This window comes from Micromonospora sp. DT4 (assembly GCF_049841675.1).
GTDB lineage: Bacteria > Actinomycetota > Actinomycetes > Mycobacteriales > Micromonosporaceae > Micromonospora.
The window spans coordinates 1-16,264 of record NZ_JBNCKT010000066.1; the positions used below are offsets into that span (position 1 = coordinate 1).

Genomic DNA, 16,264 nt, shown 5'->3' on the forward strand with positions numbered 1-16,264 from the left:
AGCGCGAAGCCGCCCGACGCATCAACGCCGAACGACTTCTCACTGCGTAGCCGTCCAGTTACCCGACAGTCTCTGAGCGGCACGCGGCAGCACGAACCGACCTGTCGTCGGTCAGCTCACGGTCGCGTCGACCGGCCCGATGCGCAGCACGCCGTCGTGCAGTGGCGTGCAGCGGACGCCGCCCGTGGTGCGCAGCGCCTTCCAGGCGCCCGGCCCGACCGTGACGTCCATCCAGGCGCAGGGTCGGGCGGCCCGGTTCACCCGAAGGCCGACGGGGCCGTCGCCGGAGTCGAGGACCAGCACCCTGCCGATCAGCTCGTCCACGGCGAGGCCGGTGGTGAGGATGTTGCGGCGGACCTGCACCAGGCCGATGCCGGCCGGCAGCGATTCCTGGGCGATCACCGTGACGCTGGCGTCGCGGTGTGCCGGCTTGCCGAAGTAGCGGTCGCCGACGATGCCGAGGCCGGCACGGATCTGGATGGTGTCGACCAGTTCGCCGGGCGGGGCCGGCGCCGGGCCGTCGCTGGGTCGGCCCAGGAAGCGGTGCACGGGCGAGGCCAGCAACTCGACGATATCTCGCATGGCAGGAATTGTACGAAGCGGATGGCGAGCGTCTAGCCCGACCGCGATCCGGTCCGGGCCGGAGCGCCGGTGACGGTGAGGTGGCGCAGTCGGCCGACGTTGTCGAACGAGCCGAAGCCCACCCGACCCGACCCGAAGGTGGTGTCCTTCGCGGTCAGCAGCGGGTCGCGGTGCCCGTCGACGTAGACGGCGATCTCGCCGGTGGCCGGCAGGTGCACGACGCGTACGCGGTGCCAGGCGGCGTCGGTGATCGCCGGGTTGGCGCCACGGGAGCGGCCGTTCCACTGGTGGTCGATGCGCTCCCGGTCGGCGTTGTTGACCTTGAAGATGCCGTTGTGCGGATAGATCGTGTTGTCGGTGGAGAGGTGGGCGTAGTAGAACTCGGTGTCCGAGCGCCAGCCGAAGACGATGATCACATCCCGGTTGCTGACGTCGACCGGCGTGTCGAGTCGTACCCGCGCGTCGACCTGCACCGACGACCAGACCGGGCCGGCGGTCAGGACGGCGTACTCGAAGGGCCGGCGCGGGCCCGGCCGGCTCTCGCCGGCCTCGGCGAGGATGATCTGGTCGGGGGTGAACTGCCACTTCGTGGGCGTCACCGGCGCCCAGTTCGCGGCGCCGGCGGTGTGGCGCAGGGTGGTGCCGCCGACGTCGCCGCTGGCGAACTCCCTGGTGCCGGTCACCTTCCAGATCGTGCCGTTGGCCTTGGCGACGAGGTACAGCTCGCCGGCAGCGTCGGTGCCGAAGCGCAGGTCGACCCGGTTGGGGTCGCCGGGCGCGCCGGGTCCGGAGAGGTCCCGCATCCGCACCGGCGAACCCGCGGCGTTGAAGAGCGCGAGCTGGTGGATCGGGGCGAGGCCGTGGCCACGGCCCATCTCGTTCGCCTCGGTGTAGAGCACCCGGCCGTCGACGAGGTCGCCGAAGACGTACTTGCCGCGCAGCGCCGGCACCGCGCGTCCGCGGTAGACGAACCCGCCGGCCACGGCGACGCCGACGTCCGCGGTGCAGTTCCAGTCCGCGGCGGGATCGTGGTCGTACGCGGCGACGGGGTACGTGTAGCCGTAGCGCCCGTCGTCGGCGGGCAGCGGGAACAGCCGGTCGCAGGGGTTGGTGGCCGCCTTGTCGAAGACGAAGGAGCCCTCGCGCTCGCTCCAGCCGAAGTTGTCGCCGGCGCGGACCTCGTAGATCGCCTCGATGGCGTGCTCACCGATGTGCCCCAGGTACATCCGGCCGGTCGCCCGGTCCCAGCTGAACCGGTGCGGGTCGCGGAAGCCCACGGCGTAGATCTCGCCGAGCGCGCCGGTCTGCCCGACGAACGGGTTGTCGGCGGGGATGCCGTACCGGCCGTTGGCCGAGGTGGTGCCCCGGGGGTCGATGCGCAGCAGCTTGCCGTGCGGCAGGCCCAGGTTCTGCGGGTCGGTGGTGCGCACGCCGAGGCCGCCGTCGCCGACGGCGAGGTACAGCAGGCCGTAGTCGCGGTCGTGGCGCTTCGCCGTCGGGTTGAAGCTGATCTCCTGGATGCCGTGCACCTGCCCGCCGAAGCCGATGCGCAGCACCTCTCGGCGGGTGCCGGCGAAGGTGTCGGCGGCCGGGTCGTCGGCCGTCCACTCGGTGATGACGCCGTGGTAGATCGTACCGGCCTGGGCGTAGTCCGGCGGCGTGGTCGTCGCCGACGCCAGCTCGGTGTGGATGGTGTAGAACCGGCCGTTGACGCCGAACTCGGGGTGGAAGGCGACGTAGCCGAAGCCCTGGCCGAGCCCCCGGCCGGAGAAGAACTGGGGTGCGAACGTCGCCGCCACGTCCAGGTAGACGTGCGGCACGCCGTTCTCGACCAGGTAGAGGTTGCCGTTCAGGTCGGGCACCGCGCGCCGGCCGGAGCCGTCGGGCAGCTCCATGATGGTGTTGATCCGGGCGGTCCGCATGAGCCGCTGGTCCGTCGGCGCGGGGGTCGGGTACGACTGCGGGAAGCGCGCGTACTCGGTGAGGACCAGCCCGAGGCGGGACTGGGTCGGCATCTCGGGGATCGGGTCGTAGACCGCGTCGGCGGCCCGGGCAGGTGTGGCGAACAGGGTGGACAGCACCAGCACGAGGACCGTGAGGCCGGCCGTCAGCGCGGTGGGGCGCAGCGCGCGGGGATGGTGGGCGGTGAGCACGCGTGTCTCCTTCTCGGTGGGACGGTGCCGAGGGCGGTCAGCGGGCCAGGTGGCGGTGCTGCCTGTGCACGTCGCGCGCGGAGACCACGCTGTCGAGGAACAGCAGGCCGTCCATGCGGCAGGTCGCAGGGGTTGCGTTCCAGGGTGTCCTGCGGGAAGCTCCCGCCGATCTTGATGCCCCGGGGGTCGGATGCGGTGGTCACGTGCGGGCCGGGCCCCGCCACGAGCCACGGGTCGTCGGTGCGGGTGTAGAAGCCGTCGACCGGCTCGCCGTTGCGGTAGAGGGCCAGCGTGCCGGTGCCGAAGTCGAAGGTGGCGGCGAGTCGTCCGGGTCGGTGGTGGTGGAGTTGGGCGCCGGGCTGTCCATGTTCAGCTTGAACCAGCCCATGATGGTGGTGCCGCCGGTGGCGCTGAAGGCACGTAGCGTCCGCACCCCGCTGGCCGACCACGTTCCGGCCTTCCAATCGTCGTTGCCGGCGGTCGCCGGGTCGACCTGCCGGGCCTGTACCGCGTTGCCGCTGCCCCGGCAGGCGCGGTCGGGCACCCGCATCGCCGCGCCGCCGTTGATCAGTTCGATCTCGGTGCCGCAGCGGCCCTGGTCACGCTCCAGGGCGGGGTCGCCCGGCACCGGGCGGTCGAAGTCGTACGCGGCGACCACATGCGCCCGCAGCGCCGGATGGACGTCGCGCGCGATGCTCCGATCCGCCTGGGCCGGGGGCACTCCGACGCCGGTCAGCACGCCGACCACCAGCAGCAGCGAGACGGCGACGACTCGAATCCTGGACATCGTTCACCTCGTTTCGCGGCATGCCGGTGCCCGGTACGTAAGCGCTTACGTACCCTAGGCTTCGACGATCGTCACTGGCAATAGATCGGGTGACATGGATGTTTCCGGGGAGTCGCGGATGCCCAGGGCTGGCCAGCGGCCGCGCCTCATGGAGGTGGCCGAACGCGCGGGCGTCTCACTGGCGACCGCCTCGCGGGCCCTCGCCGGCCGCGAGGGGGTCAGCACCGAGGTGGCCGACCGGATTCGCCGGGTCGCCCAGGAGCTGGGATACGTCGCCAACCCGTACGCCCGCACCCTGGCCGGGGGCGCCCGCTCCACCGTCGGGCTCATCGTCCACCAGGTCGACGACCCCTACTTCTCCGAGATCGCCGCCGGGGTCATCCAGCTCGCCGCCGAGCAGGGGCTGCTGGTGCAGATCTGCCAGTCCGGCCGGGACCCGGGCTACGAGCTGCGGCAACTGCGCCACCTCATCGCGCAGCGGGTCGGCATCATCCTGATCAGCGGCTCCGGGTACGGCGACCCGCGGGTCGAGGCCGAGGCCCGCGCCGAGCTGGCGGCCTTCCAGGACCACGGCGGCCGGGTCGCCGCCATCGGCCGGCACGCCCTCGGCGTCGACGCCGTCCTACCGGACAACGAGGCCGGTGGCCACGCGCTCGCCGCGCACCTGATGGACCTCGGCCACCGCCGCATCGCGGTCGCCGCCGGCAGCGCCGGCCTCACCACGGTCGCCGACCGGCTCGCCGGCGTGACGTCCGCGCTGCGGCAGCGCGGGCTGCGCCCCGCCGACCTGACGGTCGTGCACGGGGACTTCACCCGTGGCGGCGGACGGGCGGCCACCGAGCAGATCCTCAACGAGCACCCGAAGACCACGGCGATCATCGCGCTGAACGACGCAATGGCGATCGGCGTGCTCTCGACGCTGCGGTCGCACCGTGTGCCGGTGCCGGCGCGGATCTCCGTCGTCGGGTTCGACGACGTCTCCGTCGCCGCCGACCTCGCGCCCAGCCTCACCACCATCCGGCTGCCGATGACCGAGATGGGCCGCACGGCGCTCACCCTCGCCCTCAAGCCCCGCGCGGCGCGGCCCCGCCGACGCGCCACCGGTCACCTGCTGGTCGTCCGCGACTCGACCGGCCCCGCACCGACGACCTGACCGGCGACGGGGCGAGGTCAGACCGCCAGGGCCGCCCGCACGTCGCGTTCCGCCGTGACTCCCCCGTCGCCGTGCGAGGTGACCCGGCCGGATTCGAGGACGTGGTAACGGTTCGCCACCCGCAGCGCGAAGCCGAGGTGCTGTTCGACGAGCAGCACGCTGAAGCCGGACTGCCGCGTCAGCTCGACGATCCGCTCCTGGATCTCCGCGACCACCGACGGCTGGATGCCCTCGGTCGGCTCGTCGAGCATGAGCAGCCGCGGCCGGGTGATCAAGGCGCGGGCGATAGCGAGCTGCTGACGCTGACCGCCGGAGAGCAGCCCGGCCCGTCGCCGCAGCAGGGGGCGCAGCGCGGGGAACAGGTCCAGCACCTCGGCCGTGGCCACCGCGCCGTCGCGCCGGCCGTCGGCGACCAGGCGCAGGTTCTCCGCCGCCGTCAGATGCGGAAAACACTGCTGGCCCTGCGGGACGTACGCCATCCCGCGCGCCACCCGCTCGTGCGGCGCGAGACGGGTGACATCCTCGCCGTCCAGCTCGACCGCGCCAGCGGTCGGGCGCAGCAGGCCCGCCGCGACCCGCAGCAGGGTGCTCTTGCCGGCGCCGTTGTGCCCGAGCACGGCGGCCACCCCGTCGGGCGGTACGGCGAGGTCCACCCCGTGCAGTACCCGGGAACGTCCGTAACCGGCGTGCACCCCACGCAGGGTCAGCATCATGCCTCCAGACCGCTGGGGACCGACCCGGCGTCGACCGGGTGGCCAAGGTTGGTAGACCTCCTGTACGCGCGGGTCCGCCTGGACCTGCGCCACCGTGCCCTCGCTGAGCACCTTCCCCGCGTGCAGCACGGTGACGCTGCGCGCGAAGCGACGCAGGAAGTCCATGTCGTGCTCGATCACCACGACCGTGCGGTCCCGGCTGACCGTCTCCAGCAGCGCGCCCGTGGCGTCGCGCTCCTCGTGGCTCATCCCGGCGACCGGCTCGTCGAGCAGCAGCAGCCGCGCGTCCTGCACCAACAGCATGCCGATCTCCAACCACTGTTTCTGGCCGTGCGCGAGCGTGCCGGCGAGCTGGTCGGCACGGCCGGTCAGCCCGATGGTCTCCAACGCGGCGGCCACCTCGTCGGGAATCCCCCGCCGACGCCGGGCCAGCGTGGCCCAGCTCCGGCGGGCGCCCGCCGCGATGTCGAGGTTCTGCACGACCGACAGCTCATCGAAGATCGTCGGTGCCTGGAACGTCCGCCCGATGCCCAGGCGGCTGATCCGGTGCACGGGCCGACCCAGCAGCTCCTGGTCGCCGAAGCGGACCGAGCCGGTGGCCCGCACCAGGCCGGTGATCGCGTCGACCAGGGTGGTCTTGCCGGCGCCGTTCGGCCCGATCAGAAGCCGGATGTCACCGGCGGGCACCTCCAACGAGACGCCGTCGACCGCGGTGAACCCGTCGAAGCTGACCCGCACGTCACGGACGGACAGCCCGTCCAGTCGGCCGTCACTCATGCCGTGCTGGCCGGGCATGCCCTCACGGCCCTCGCTACGCTCGGTGCGTTCGCTCATGCCGCCGGCACCTCCGCCCGCTCGGCGCGTCGTCGGCCCAGCGGTGACCATCCGCGCCGGCTGGGCTCCGGGCCGGCCTCGCGGCGGCGGGCAAGCGCCCACAGCGACGCCAGGCCGCCGGGAAGGAATGCCACCACCACCACGAAGAGCAACCCCTGAAGGTACGTCCAGGTGCCGGGAACCGTTCCGAGAGGGCGGTACGCGCCCAGGCCACCGCGACCGCGCCGAGCACCGGGCCGAGCAGCGTGGCCCGGCCACCCACCGCCACCCCGATGACGAACTCGATCGACGGGACGTTGCCGATGAGGGCGGGCGAGATGATGCCCACCGCCGGCACGAACAGCGCGCCGGCGAGACCCGCCATGCCGGCCGCCACCACGTAGGCGACGAGCTTGACCGACGCCGGGTCGTAGCCAAGGAAACGGACCCGCTCCTCGCCGTCGCGGACCGCCACCAGCAGCTCGCCGTAGCGGCTGTGGATGAGCTGGCGGGCCAGGGCGAGCAGCGCCAGCAGGACGCCGGCGATGATGAAGTAGACCATCCGCTGGTTGACCGGATCGTCGAGGTCGTAGCCGAAGAAGCCCTCGATGTCGGTGAGCCCGTTGGTGCCGCTCGTGGTGCCCTGTTGCCCGATCAGGAGGATCACCATGGCGGCCGCGAGGGCCTGGCTGAGGATGGCGAAGTACGCGCCCCGCACGCGGCGGCGGAACACCAGCGAGCCGAGCCCGAAGGCGACGGCCATCGGCAGCAGCGCCGTGGCGGGCAGCGCGAACCACGGGCTGGCGAACGGCCGCCACCACAGGGGCAGTTCGTCGAGCTGCCCGTACAGCTGCATGAAGTCCGGCATCCCACCCGGGCCCGCGTCGGCGAGCTTGAGGTGCATGGCCATCGCGTAGCCGCCCAGGCCGAAGAAGACGCCCTGGCCGAGGGTGAGCATGCCGCCGCGCCCCCAGGCGATGCCGATGCCGACGGCCACCATGGCGACGCAGAGGTACTTGGCGAGCAGGGCCAGCCGGAAGTGCGACAGCACCAGCGGCGCGACGGCGAACAGCAGTGCCGCGCCGAACGCGAAGCCCGCCGCCGTGCGCCACCGCGACCGGCCACCGGACCGGCGGGGCGGCGGGGCGGCGGGGCGGGGCGGGCGGTGTGGCGGTGCTCGGCGGCACGGGTGTCACGGCGGTCATGCGAGGCTCCTGGTCCGCAGGGTGAACAGGCCCTGTGGCCGCCACTGCAGGAACGCGACGATCGCCACGAACACGATCACCTTGGCGACGCTGAGGGTGAGCGCCACCCCGGCGAGCCCGGCCAGGCCGGACCCGAGGAAGAACGTCGTCCGGTCGACCCGGGCGGTGGGGATGCCGGACACCGCGGCGAGGTCGCGGTTCTGCACCACCGCTCGGATTCGACGCCCCAACGGGGTGAGCCGCAGCGCCAGGGTAAGCGCGGCGACGGCGGCGAGCGCCAGGGCAAGGATGAACAGCCGGTTGTTGGCGATGGTCAGCCCGCCGGGCAACGCCACGTTGCCGGTGAGCAGGTCCGGCGCACGGGTCTGCACGTTCGGGCTGCCGAAGACGTCCCGCGCGAGCTGTTGCAGCATCAGCGACACGGCCCAGGTGACCAGCAGCGTGTCCAGCGGGCGGGCGTAGAGCCGGCGGATCAGCAGGATCTCCAGCAGCACACCCATCGTGCCGGCGACCACGAACGCCACCGGCAGCGCGACCAGCAGCGACAGGCCGGCGGAGGTGATGCTCTGTTGCAGCACGTACGTGGTGTAGGCGCCGGCCATGATGAACTCGCCGTGCGCCATGTTGATGACGTTCATCTGGCCGAAGGTCAGCGCCAGCCCGAGCGCGATGAGCAGCAGCACCGCGCCGATGCTGATGCCGGTGAAGAGTTGACCGAAGAGGACTGTCACGGTGGGTACTCCGTACTGCTGGTCGGGGGGCCCGGGCGGGGCGCGTCGTCGCGCCGCCCGCCCGGGCCGTCGTCGTCAGCTCAGGCCGCTCGCCCACGGGTAGGTCTTGAGGTACGGGTCCGGCGCGTCGAAGGTGATCCCGTCGGAGGCGCCGCGGACCTTCTCGACGTCGAACGCGCCGGCCTTCTCGACCATCGCCTTCCACAGGTAGACGCTGACGTAGGCGGCCTCCATCGGGTCGCTCGTCGGCTTGTCCGCGCCGTACTTCGCCTTGTACGCGGCCACGAACTTCGTGTTCGCCGCGCGGGGCGTGGTCTGGTAGTAGTTCCAGGCGGTGAGCTGGCCCTGGAGGTACTGGGTGCCGATGCCCTTGACCTCCTCCTCGGCGATCGACACCGACACCACCGGCATCGCGGCGGCGGTCAGCCCGGCCGACTTGTACTCCTTGAAGAAGGCCACGTTGCTGTCACCGTTGAGGGTGCTGAAGACGGCCTTCGCGCCGGACGACTTGACCTTGTTGGCGATCGTGCCGAATTCGGTGGACCCGAGCGGCGCGTAATCCTCGCCGACCACGGTCATCCCGTTCGCCGCCGCGTAGGCCTTGATGATTTTGTTGGCCGTACGGGGGAAGACGTAGTCGCTGCCGACAAGGTGGACCGACTTCGTTCCCTGAGCCTTGAGGTAGTCGAGCCCGGGGACGATCTGCTGGTTGGTCGTCGCGCCGGCGTAGAAGATGTAGGGCGGCTGTTCCAGACCCTCGTACTGCACGGGGTAGAACAGCAGTGCCTTGTTCTTCTCGAACACCGGCTTGACCGCCTTGCGGCTCGCCGACGTCCAGCAGCCGACGACGGCGGCCACCCGGTCCTCGGAGATGAGCTTCTCGGCCTTCTCGACGTCGGCGGTGACGCCGGCAGCGCCGCCCTCGTCACTGGTCTTGCTGCCGCACGCGGTCATGGCAGCCGCGGCGACGAGGGTCATGGCACCCGCCAGGATGCGGCGGCCCCAAAGAAGTGGCATCTAATCTCCCTGCGGTGCACTCAGGTAGCGAAAGGACGGTCGGTGCGGTCCGGGTGGAGCTGATGTTGGCGATGCCGGGGGCGAACGGGTGGACGTCGCCTGTGGCATCGCATCGGGTACGGGCACGCAAAGCGTCGACCGGCATGATTGCGTGAGAGTGTTTTTCAGTCCTTAATTGACTTTTTCCCACGCACGTCCGGGAACGCACGCCACAATGGCCGACACTATCCGCGCAAGGCGGTTCCGGCCGTGATTAATTCCGTGGAAAATTGCCACCACAATGGTCGTCGAACAGATTTCGCCGACGGTGGACAAACAATCGCGGTATCCGACCCCCGGGCCAGATACTTCACAAAGGAAGCATCTTTGGGTCGAGTCGGGTGGCCCTGTCAAGGGTCCGGACGGGCGGTCAGAGCTGGGCGAGCACGGTGAAGTCGAGACCGTCGGCCTCGGCGAGGTAGATCCGCTGGCGCACGTGCCGCCGACGCAGCCGCAGCCGACCACGCGGCCCGTGGTACGCCACCGTGTCGGCGGCCATCTCGATCGCCCGTACGTCGAGCGTACGGGCCTGCGCGATCAGGGCGGCGAGCAGCATCACGCCCTCGTAGCAGGACTCACCCAGGCTGCCCAGCGGCGGCGCCTCCACCCCGAACCGGCGGGCGAACTCACCGTGGAAGTCGAGGTTCTCCTGCGTCACGAGGCCGGCGAAGAAGCCCGCGGTGCTGTAGAGCCGCCGCGTCGCGCCCACGCCGCTGGCCAGCAGCATGTTCTCGTCCATCAGGGTGCTCAGCCGCAGGCAGCGCTGGTCCATCCCGGCCCGCGCGAACGCCCGGTTGAACCGCACCGCGTCGGCGCCCACGAGCAGCATCACCACCGCGTCGGCCTCACTGCGCTCGATCTGGCGCAGCACGTCGTCGAAGTCGTGCGCCTCCAACGGCAGGAACGCCTGCCCCACCACACGACCGCCACCGCGCAGCGCGTACCGCTGGGCAGCCCGCGCGGTGCGCCGCGGCCACACGTAGTCGTTGCCGACCACGAACCAGCGGCGTACGCCCTGCTCCCCGGCGAGCAGCCGCATGGCGGGCCACAACTGGGCGTCCGGCGTCTCGCTGGTCAGATAGACCCCCTCCGTACGCTCACCACCCTCGTAGAGGGCGGTGTAGACGTACGGCACGCGGTGCGCGACCCGAGGCGCGAGCGCCTGCCGCACCGAGGAGATGTGCCAGCCGGTCACGCCCTGCACGGCGCCCACCGACACCAGCGCCTCGACCTGGGCGGCCACCTCGGCCGGAGGGGCGCCACCGTCGACCGGCACCAGCCGCACCTCGCGGCCCAGCACCCCGCCGCAGGCGTTGATCTCCTCGACCGCGAGCTGGGCGCAGAGTTCGCAGGTCGGGCCGAACATTCCCGCCGGCCCGCGCATCGGGTACACCAGCGCGATGCTGACCACGGCCCGATCGACTCTCCCGCCGGTTGGCCGCCGTGCTGGCCGACGACGAGCTGACCACCGAGGCGTGGCGGATGCTCTGCCTGCTCGCCGACGGTCAGGGTCATCCGATGACCGAGGTGTCCGCCGAGGCGTCGTTGCCGCCGGGCACCCTCACCAAGCTGGTCGACCAGCTCGTCGACCGTAACCTGGTGTTCCGGCGGATCGACCCGCTGGAGCGGCGACGCATCCGGGCCTACCTGACGACCCGGGGCCGCCGCGAGCACGCCCGCCTCGACGAGCGGGTCCGGGCCAGCCTCGCCGAGGCGGGCGTACCGGCCGACACCGCCCTGCTCGACCACCTCGACGACCTGATCGCCCGACTCGACCCGGCCCGCCGCCGCGACCACGCCGAGGCAGCCGGCCCGCGCCACTGACCCGCTTCACTCCGCCTTGGTGAGCAGCGGCTTACCCTTCTCGACGACGTACGTGGCCAGCTCGCCGGCCACGCCGTCACCGACGGCACGGGCCGATCGCATTGAGTGGGCACCCATACTCGATGCGTGACCGATGGAAGCGCAGCCTTCTCACTCGTCGTGGCCCGAGCACTGGAGACCGCCGATTTCTCGATCCGACATCTCGCGCCAGGGGATCATCGGAAGCTCTACAATCTCGTCCGGGTCACGATGTCCACCATCGCACCGGTCGACAGCTTCTACATCGCCTTTCTCCGCGACGAGCACATGCTGGTGATCCCCTATGTCTACGACGGGCACGAGCACGAGCACTCGGGTTTCCAGGCCTACGGCCCGGAGGGCCTCACCGCGTGGATCAAGAAGAACGCGCGAGCCTACCGGTACGCGTCCGACCAGGGTCGCCTGCTTCACAAGGGCCACACCTTCGGTGACCACGAACGCCTCTCCAGCGACGCCATCGTCGTCCCCCTACTCGAGTCCGTCGACGGCGGGCAGCGGGTCGCCGGGCTCGCGTCGATGTTGACCTACCAACCCGACGCGTACGGCGACGAGACCGTCCTGGCGTTCGAGTGGCTCGCCCGTCGGACGATGCGAGCCCTGGCCCGCGAGCGAGAGGACGCGCACGAGATGGACGGATTCGTCGAACGAGGTGAGCGAACCTCGTTGACTCACGGGTCCGTCCCCGGCGTCGTGGAGATGGTGAGCCATGCGTTGGGTTCCATGAAGGAGACGATCACTTCGCTGATCCAGGGCCCAGGCGACGGTGTCGACTCCACCGGCACTCTTCGCGATCTGCTGGAGCAGTGTGAGCGACTCCAGACCGACGTCGCCGAGCTCCTGCTGATGCCCACCGCCGAGGGTGGTGATCTGCTGATCACGCTCACGCCCCGAGAGCGCGAGATCGCCGGGCTCATCGCCGACGGCTTGAGCAACGAACAGATCGCCACCCGCCTGGTCATCTCCGAGAAGACGGCCAAGACGCACGTGAGTCGCATCCTCAGGAAGTTCGGCGTCCGACAACGATCAGCGGTCGCCGCCAAGCTCAGGCCGTTCTGATCGAACGGGTACGACTTTGTCGTACAGGCCGCACGAGCACAGATACACACCAGGTCAATAGCGCCGTTCCCGCCCTACTCCGAAGCTGAACAGGCAAGCCCGTCGTCTCCATTCGCACCACTACCCGGGGATAGGACAGAGAGGAAATCGGTGTGCTGACACTGATCAGGAAGACCACGATGCCGCACCGGTTCGTCGCCGCGCTCGCAACGACCGGGGCGCTGGTGATGTCCGTCGCGACGCCCGCCCAGGCCGACGGCGCCAGCGGTGGGAGCAACTACTACGACGGCAAGGACCCGGCGACCACAGGCTGCAACGCCAACGCTTCACAGATCGCCACGCGGCCGATCACCAACCGCGACACGGGTCAGCAGGTCGCCACCATCCAGATCTTCTACTCCTGGTCCTGCCACTCGAACTGGATTCGGGTGACCGGAAACCCGTACGGCGGCAACACCACCAAGAACATCTCGTCGTCGCTGGGCGGTTGGAACAGCGAGGTGGACTTCGGATACGGATCGAGCTATTCGATGATGGTGTACGCGCCAGGGACGACACAGATCAACGGCGAGGTGACCCTGTGGGAGCCGGGGATCAACGAGTACAACTGGAAGGCGATCGGCACCTTCTCCCTGTGATCGGGGGCTGACGGCGGCCTGCGCCGCGCCGACCACCACGCACGCGGCAACGGGCCAGTCGCCACCGACCGGCCCGTTGCCGCATGGGGAGCCCCACCCATGTCACACGGCGAGGTGGGTACGCAGCGTGTGCGCGTCGGGAGCGGTGGCGATCCACAGTGTCGCCGGACCACCGGCCAGGGGCAGCCGGGCGAGGGTGCCCTCGACCGTCGCGGGCTCGGCGGGGCGCGCCGGGTCCACCACCAGCAGCGAGCCGGTCGCGGGCGCGCCGCCGAGCACCGCGGGGCCCGCCCAGCCGGGTGCGCCCGGCCCCACATCGATCTCCAGACGCAGGTCGTCGCCGGCGAGCGGACCGGCCGCCCCGCCGACGACGTACACGGTCACGACACGACCGTCTCCCGGCGTCTGCCGCAGCAGCAGCGGCGTCTCGCCGTGCAACTCGGTGAGGACCGTACCGCCCCGGCCGTCGGCCCGGGCCACCAGCCGGGCGAGCGCGCGCATCAGGCAGGGCCGACGTGCGCGGCGATCGGATGCAGGGCCGCGTGGTGGACCAGCTCGTGACGGATCCAGTCGGCCACCCGACCCGCCGTCGGGTCACCGACGATCGACAGGAACAGGGTCGGGAGGTCGCCGCGCCGGGCCCGCGCGTCCCGGTCCATCACGGCCAGGTCCGCGCCCACCATGGGCACCAGGTCGGTCTTGTTGATCACGAGTAGGTCGGCGGACGTGACCCCGGGCCCGCCCTTGCGGGGCACCTTGTCCCCGCCGGCCACGTCGACCACGAAGATCTGCCGGTCCACCAGACCTCGGCTGAACGTGGCGGTCAGGTTGTCCCCGCCGCTCTCGACCAGCACCAGGTCCAGCGGGCCGACGGCCTCGGCCAGCTCGTCCACGGCGTCGAGGTTGGCCCCGATGTCGTCGCGGATGGCGGTGTGCGGGCACCAGCCGGTCTCCACCGCACGAATCCGGGTCGGGTCCAGCACGCCGGCCCGCTTGAGGAAGTCGGCGTCCTCGGTCGTGTAGATGTCGTTGGTGACCACGCCGAGTCGCAGCTCGCCGGCGAACGCGCGGCACAGGGCCGCCACCAGCGCGGTCTTGCCGGACCCGACCGGCCCGCCGATGCCGACGCGCAGCGCCCGGCCGGCCCGCGCCAGCGGCGGATGCGGGTCCACCCCCGGTTCGGGGTGGGTGTGCCGAACGGTTTCGTCGTGCGGTGCGGGGGTCGGGTCGGCAGTGGGCGCACGACCGAGGTGCCGGCCGGGACGGCGAGGCGCTGCCCCCAGGCGACGCCCCGGTCGAACATCAGGGCCGGGTTGGCCTCGGCGAAGTGGTAGTGCGAGCCCACCTGCACCGGACGGTCGGCGGTGTTGACCACGACCAGGGTGGTCACCGGCCGACCCACGTTGATCTCCACCGGGCTGGCCGCCGGCAGGATCTCCCCGGGGATCACGGGATCGGGTGGTGCACCGTCACGAGCTTGGTGCCGTCCGGGAACGTGGCCTCCACCTGCACCTCCCTCAGCAGCTCGGGGATGCCGTCCTGGACGTCGTCGCGGCCGAGCACGGTCCGGCCGGCCGACATGAGTTCGACCACCGACCGGCCGTCGCGGGCCCCTTCGAGCAGGAAGGCGGTGATGATCGCGACGGCCTCGGGGTAGTTGAGTCGCAGGCCGCGCTCGCGGCGACGGCGGGCCACATCGGCCGCGACGTGGACGAGCAGGCGGTCCTGCTCGTGCGGGCTGAGGAACACGGGATTCTCCGGTGGGGATCGGCGTGTCCGGCTCGCCGTCGGCTCCGCGCGGAGCCGTGCCGGAGAGCAACACCCGGAGTACGAGCTGGAGTCACACGACCGCCGGAACCACCGTCGCCGGGGTGGCCCGGGACTCCACCATCCCGGCCCGCGCGACGGGCATCCGGCGGTGTCGGTCGGATGCGGACCGCACCGCCCACCGCTTGAGCAGACCGTAGAGGATCGCCACCGGCGGGGGCAACAGTGTGCTCGGGATGAGGGATCACGCCGTGCCGGCCTCGGGGTCGGATAGCCGACTGTCCCCCGCGTCGCCTCGCGGTCAGCGGCACCTACCGCGCGAGCGCGTCGATGGGATCATGACGGGGGCGGCCCGTCCACTGCCGCGCATCTATCTACAGTGGAGGCATTCGTTGGGTGAGTCCTCGCCCCCCGCATCGACCGCCGGCGACAGCGACGACCGTCGGATCAGGACGCTCGCCGTGATCGGTGTGGCGGCCAACATCCTCGGTGTGGTGACCGCGGTGGAGAGCTGGCTCAAACAGGACGTGCTGCTGTTCGCCCTCACCCTGACGGCGGTGCTGCTGCTCGGTGGGTTCTGGCTGTGGTACCGGCGGACCCGCGTCGCGATCGCCCTGCTGGCGATGGGCTGCCTGCTGCTCGGCGGTGTCGTGGCGACCCAGCTCCGCAGCCCGTCGACGTCGCCACCCGCCGCCGGCTCGACGTCGACGTCGCCACCCGCTGCCAGCTCCCCGACGGGGACGACGTCGGCCGCCGCGCCCCCACCGACCACCGGCCCCGCCGCGCCGTCCGCGAGCCAGGCCACCCCTGGTCCGAACCCCGACGTGCCCCGCACCCTCGTCGACCGGAGCGTGGTGCTGCCCCGGGCGGCCGCCGTCGACGTCGACCGACCCGATCAGCAGGTCGTCACGAACCATTCCGACGGCGCCACGGACGGGCTCGATCTCTACCACGACTGGGGACAGTCGCGCTCGGACAACATCCAGGTCGCCAACACGCCGAGCGTGTACCAGTACTCCGGCGGCAACCCCGCCCAGGCGTACGCGGGCTGCGTCGCGTCGGCCAGCGGCTCGGCGCGGGCCTTGTTCACGCCCGGCGCCGGCTGGTGCTTCCGCACCTCGGAGGGACGGCTCGGGTTCGCCACCATCACCAACGACAGCCGCGCGGACAAGGCGTTCGTGGTCCACGTCGTGGTGTGGGACGCCACGGGCGCCTGACGCTGGACCGTCGACGGGTACGGGTACTCATTCCCGCGCAGCTCGATGCGGGAGATGATCGCCCGATGACGGCGACGAGGCGTACGCGCGCACTGTTCGGTGCGCTGTTCCTGGCGGCGGCCACGATCGGGGTGTGGCTCCTCTGGCTGGGCTGGGAAACCGGTTACACGGTCGACGCGCGGACCGGCGCGACGAGCGGCCCGTACGAGCCGTGGCAGGTGCTCGGCTGCATGCTGACGCTCGTGCTGCTGGCCGCGCTGGCCGCGTGGCGACTCAGCCCGTGGCTGGTGGCCCCCGTGATGACTGTCGCCTTCACCGCTGCCTGGTCACGCCAGGCCGCGTCGCGCGACGACAGCGGGCTGTGGGTCGTCGGGGCGGTTCTGGTGCTGATCGGGATGGCGGCGGGCAGTACGGCGGTGAGCCTCGCCGCCCGCCGGTTTGCACGTGGTCGGGTCGGCCGTTCCGACTAGGACGTGTCCTGTCGACCACGCACCGGCTGCCCATTCGTCCACGCGATCACCACCAGCTCG

General features: G+C 71.3%; 18 protein-coding genes and 1 pseudogene. 6 read left to right on the forward strand and 13 right to left on the reverse strand.

Annotated features, from left to right (window positions below; all coding sequences use genetic code 11):
• Positions 1–111 precede the first annotated feature (111 nt).
• From ACLQ24_RS18780 to ACLQ24_RS18790, 3 genes are all read right to left on the reverse strand, one after another.
• Positions 112–582 (reverse strand): molybdenum cofactor biosysynthesis protein, encoded by a 471-nt coding sequence (locus ACLQ24_RS18780; RefSeq protein WP_425893016.1) that lies wholly within the window; start codon positions 580–582, stop codon positions 112–114.
• Positions 583–614: 32 nt separating this feature from the next.
• Positions 615–2,735 carry a PQQ-dependent sugar dehydrogenase gene (locus tag ACLQ24_RS18785; RefSeq protein ID WP_425893017.1) on the reverse strand — a complete coding sequence of 707 codons (2,121 nt, stop codon included), beginning with the start codon at positions 2,733–2,735 and terminating at the stop codon, positions 615–617.
• A gap of 199 nt (positions 2,736–2,934) precedes the next feature.
• A complete protein-coding gene (locus ACLQ24_RS18790) occupies positions 2,935–3,522 on the reverse strand; it encodes a hypothetical protein (protein ID WP_425893018.1) in 588 nt (195 codons plus the stop codon).
• Between the two features lie 118 nt (positions 3,523–3,640).
• On the opposite strand from ACLQ24_RS18790, the gene ACLQ24_RS18795 reads away from it, so the two are divergent.
• Positions 3,641–4,675: a LacI family DNA-binding transcriptional regulator gene (locus ACLQ24_RS18795; protein WP_425893019.1), complete on the forward strand. Its 1,035-nt coding sequence runs from the start codon at positions 3,641–3,643 to the stop codon at positions 4,673–4,675.
• 17 nt (positions 4,676–4,692) lie between these two features.
• Here the strand turns inward: ACLQ24_RS18795 and urtD are convergent, their stop codons facing one another.
• The 5 genes from urtD to ACLQ24_RS18820 form a co-directional block, all read right to left on the reverse strand.
• Entirely contained in the window at positions 4,693–6,222 is a 1,530-nt protein-coding gene (gene urtD, locus ACLQ24_RS18800) for an urea ABC transporter ATP-binding protein UrtD (protein WP_425893020.1), read from the reverse strand.
• The gene (urtC, locus tag ACLQ24_RS18805; protein ID WP_425893021.1) at positions 6,200–7,252 is read right to left on the reverse strand and encodes an urea ABC transporter permease subunit UrtC; all 1,053 of its coding nucleotides are present in this window, start codon (positions 7,250–7,252) and stop codon (positions 6,200–6,202) included. The genes urtD and urtC overlap by 23 nt, the downstream gene beginning before the upstream one ends.
• Before the next feature lie 150 nt (positions 7,253–7,402).
• A complete protein-coding gene (gene urtB, locus ACLQ24_RS18810; protein WP_425893022.1) occupies positions 7,403–8,137 on the reverse strand; it encodes an urea ABC transporter permease subunit UrtB in 735 nt (244 codons plus the stop codon).
• Positions 8,138–8,212: 75 nt separating this feature from the next.
• A complete protein-coding gene (locus tag ACLQ24_RS18815) occupies positions 8,213–9,154 on the reverse strand; it encodes a transporter substrate-binding protein (protein ID WP_425893023.1) in 942 nt (313 codons plus the stop codon).
• Between the two features lie 409 nt (positions 9,155–9,563).
• Complete coding sequence (locus ACLQ24_RS18820; protein WP_425893024.1) at positions 9,564–10,604, reverse strand: substrate-binding domain-containing protein; 1,041 nt, start codon at positions 10,602–10,604, stop codon at positions 9,564–9,566.
• Positions 10,605–10,636: 32 nt separating this feature from the next.
• On the opposite strand from ACLQ24_RS18820, the gene ACLQ24_RS18825 reads away from it, so the two are divergent.
• From ACLQ24_RS18825 to ACLQ24_RS18835, 3 genes are all read left to right on the forward strand, one after another.
• Positions 10,637–11,017, forward strand: coding sequence for a MarR family winged helix-turn-helix transcriptional regulator (locus ACLQ24_RS18825; protein WP_425893043.1), 381 nt, complete (start codon positions 10,637–10,639; stop codon positions 11,015–11,017).
• Positions 11,018–11,143: 126 nt separating this feature from the next.
• Positions 11,144–12,112: a response regulator transcription factor gene (locus ACLQ24_RS18830; protein ID WP_425893025.1), complete on the forward strand. Its 969-nt coding sequence runs from the start codon at positions 11,144–11,146 to the stop codon at positions 12,110–12,112.
• Between the two features lie 152 nt (positions 12,113–12,264).
• Positions 12,265–12,750, forward strand: a complete 486-nt coding sequence (locus tag ACLQ24_RS18835) for a DUF2690 domain-containing protein (protein ID WP_425893026.1) — start codon at positions 12,265–12,267, stop codon at positions 12,748–12,750.
• Between the two features lie 102 nt (positions 12,751–12,852).
• Here the strand turns inward: ACLQ24_RS18835 and ACLQ24_RS18840 are convergent, their stop codons facing one another.
• The 5 genes and pseudogenes from ACLQ24_RS18840 to ACLQ24_RS18860 all read right to left on the reverse strand — a co-directional run bounded on the left by ACLQ24_RS18840 (position 12,853) and on the right by ACLQ24_RS18860 (position 14,728).
• Positions 12,853–13,251 (reverse strand): hypothetical protein, encoded by a 399-nt coding sequence (locus ACLQ24_RS18840; RefSeq protein WP_425893027.1) that lies wholly within the window; start codon positions 13,249–13,251, stop codon positions 12,853–12,855.
• Complete coding sequence (gene ureG, locus ACLQ24_RS18845) at positions 13,251–13,922, reverse strand: urease accessory protein UreG (protein WP_425893028.1); 672 nt, start codon at positions 13,920–13,922, stop codon at positions 13,251–13,253. Before ureG ends, ACLQ24_RS18840 begins: the two co-directional genes overlap by 1 nt.
• A 131-nt stretch (positions 13,923–14,053) precedes the next feature.
• Positions 14,054–14,200 (reverse strand): annotated as a pseudogene (locus ACLQ24_RS18850) (urease subunit beta); the annotation flags it as partial.
• The gene (locus ACLQ24_RS18855) at positions 14,197–14,499 is read right to left on the reverse strand and encodes an urease subunit gamma (RefSeq protein WP_425893029.1); all 303 of its coding nucleotides are present in this window, start codon (positions 14,497–14,499) and stop codon (positions 14,197–14,199) included. The pseudogene ACLQ24_RS18850 and the gene ACLQ24_RS18855, both read right to left, overlap by 4 nt.
• Before the next feature lie 91 nt (positions 14,500–14,590).
• Entirely contained in the window at positions 14,591–14,728 is a 138-nt protein-coding gene (locus ACLQ24_RS18860) for a hypothetical protein (protein ID WP_425893030.1), read from the reverse strand.
• Positions 14,729–14,909: 181 nt separating this feature from the next.
• On the opposite strand from ACLQ24_RS18860, the gene ACLQ24_RS18865 reads away from it, so the two are divergent.
• Together ACLQ24_RS18865 and ACLQ24_RS18870 are read left to right on the forward strand one after the other, a co-directional pair.
• The gene (locus tag ACLQ24_RS18865) at positions 14,910–15,734 is read left to right on the forward strand and encodes a hypothetical protein (RefSeq protein ID WP_425893031.1); all 825 of its coding nucleotides are present in this window, start codon (positions 14,910–14,912) and stop codon (positions 15,732–15,734) included.
• Between the two features lie 65 nt (positions 15,735–15,799).
• Positions 15,800–16,204 carry a hypothetical protein gene (locus tag ACLQ24_RS18870; RefSeq protein WP_425893032.1) on the forward strand — a complete coding sequence of 135 codons (405 nt, stop codon included), beginning with the start codon at positions 15,800–15,802 and terminating at the stop codon, positions 16,202–16,204.
• Positions 16,205–16,264 lie beyond the last annotated feature (60 nt).

Coding starts and splice junctions, on each gene's coding strand:
- ACLQ24_RS18780 (WP_425893016.1), bottom strand. CDS start 582: ATGCGAGATATCGTCGAGTTGCTGGCCTCGCCCGTGCACCGCTTCCTG.
- ACLQ24_RS18790 (WP_425893018.1), bottom strand. CDS start 3,522: ATGTCCAGGATTCGAGTCGTCGCCGTCTCGCTGCTGCTGGTGGTCGGC.
- ACLQ24_RS18795 (WP_425893019.1), top strand. CDS start 3,641: ATGCCCAGGGCTGGCCAGCGGCCGCGCCTCATGGAGGTGGCCGAACGC.
- urtD (WP_425893020.1), bottom strand. CDS start 6,222: ATGAGCGAACGCACCGAGCGTAGCGAGGGCCGTGAGGGCATGCCCGGC.
- ACLQ24_RS18815 (WP_425893023.1), bottom strand. CDS start 9,154: ATGCCACTTCTTTGGGGCCGCCGCATCCTGGCGGGTGCCATGACCCTC.
- ACLQ24_RS18840 (WP_425893027.1), bottom strand. CDS start 13,251: ATGCGCGCGCTCGCCCGGCTGGTGGCCCGGGCCGACGGCCGGGGCGGT.
- ACLQ24_RS18870 (WP_425893032.1), top strand. CDS start 15,800: ATGACGGCGACGAGGCGTACGCGCGCACTGTTCGGTGCGCTGTTCCTG.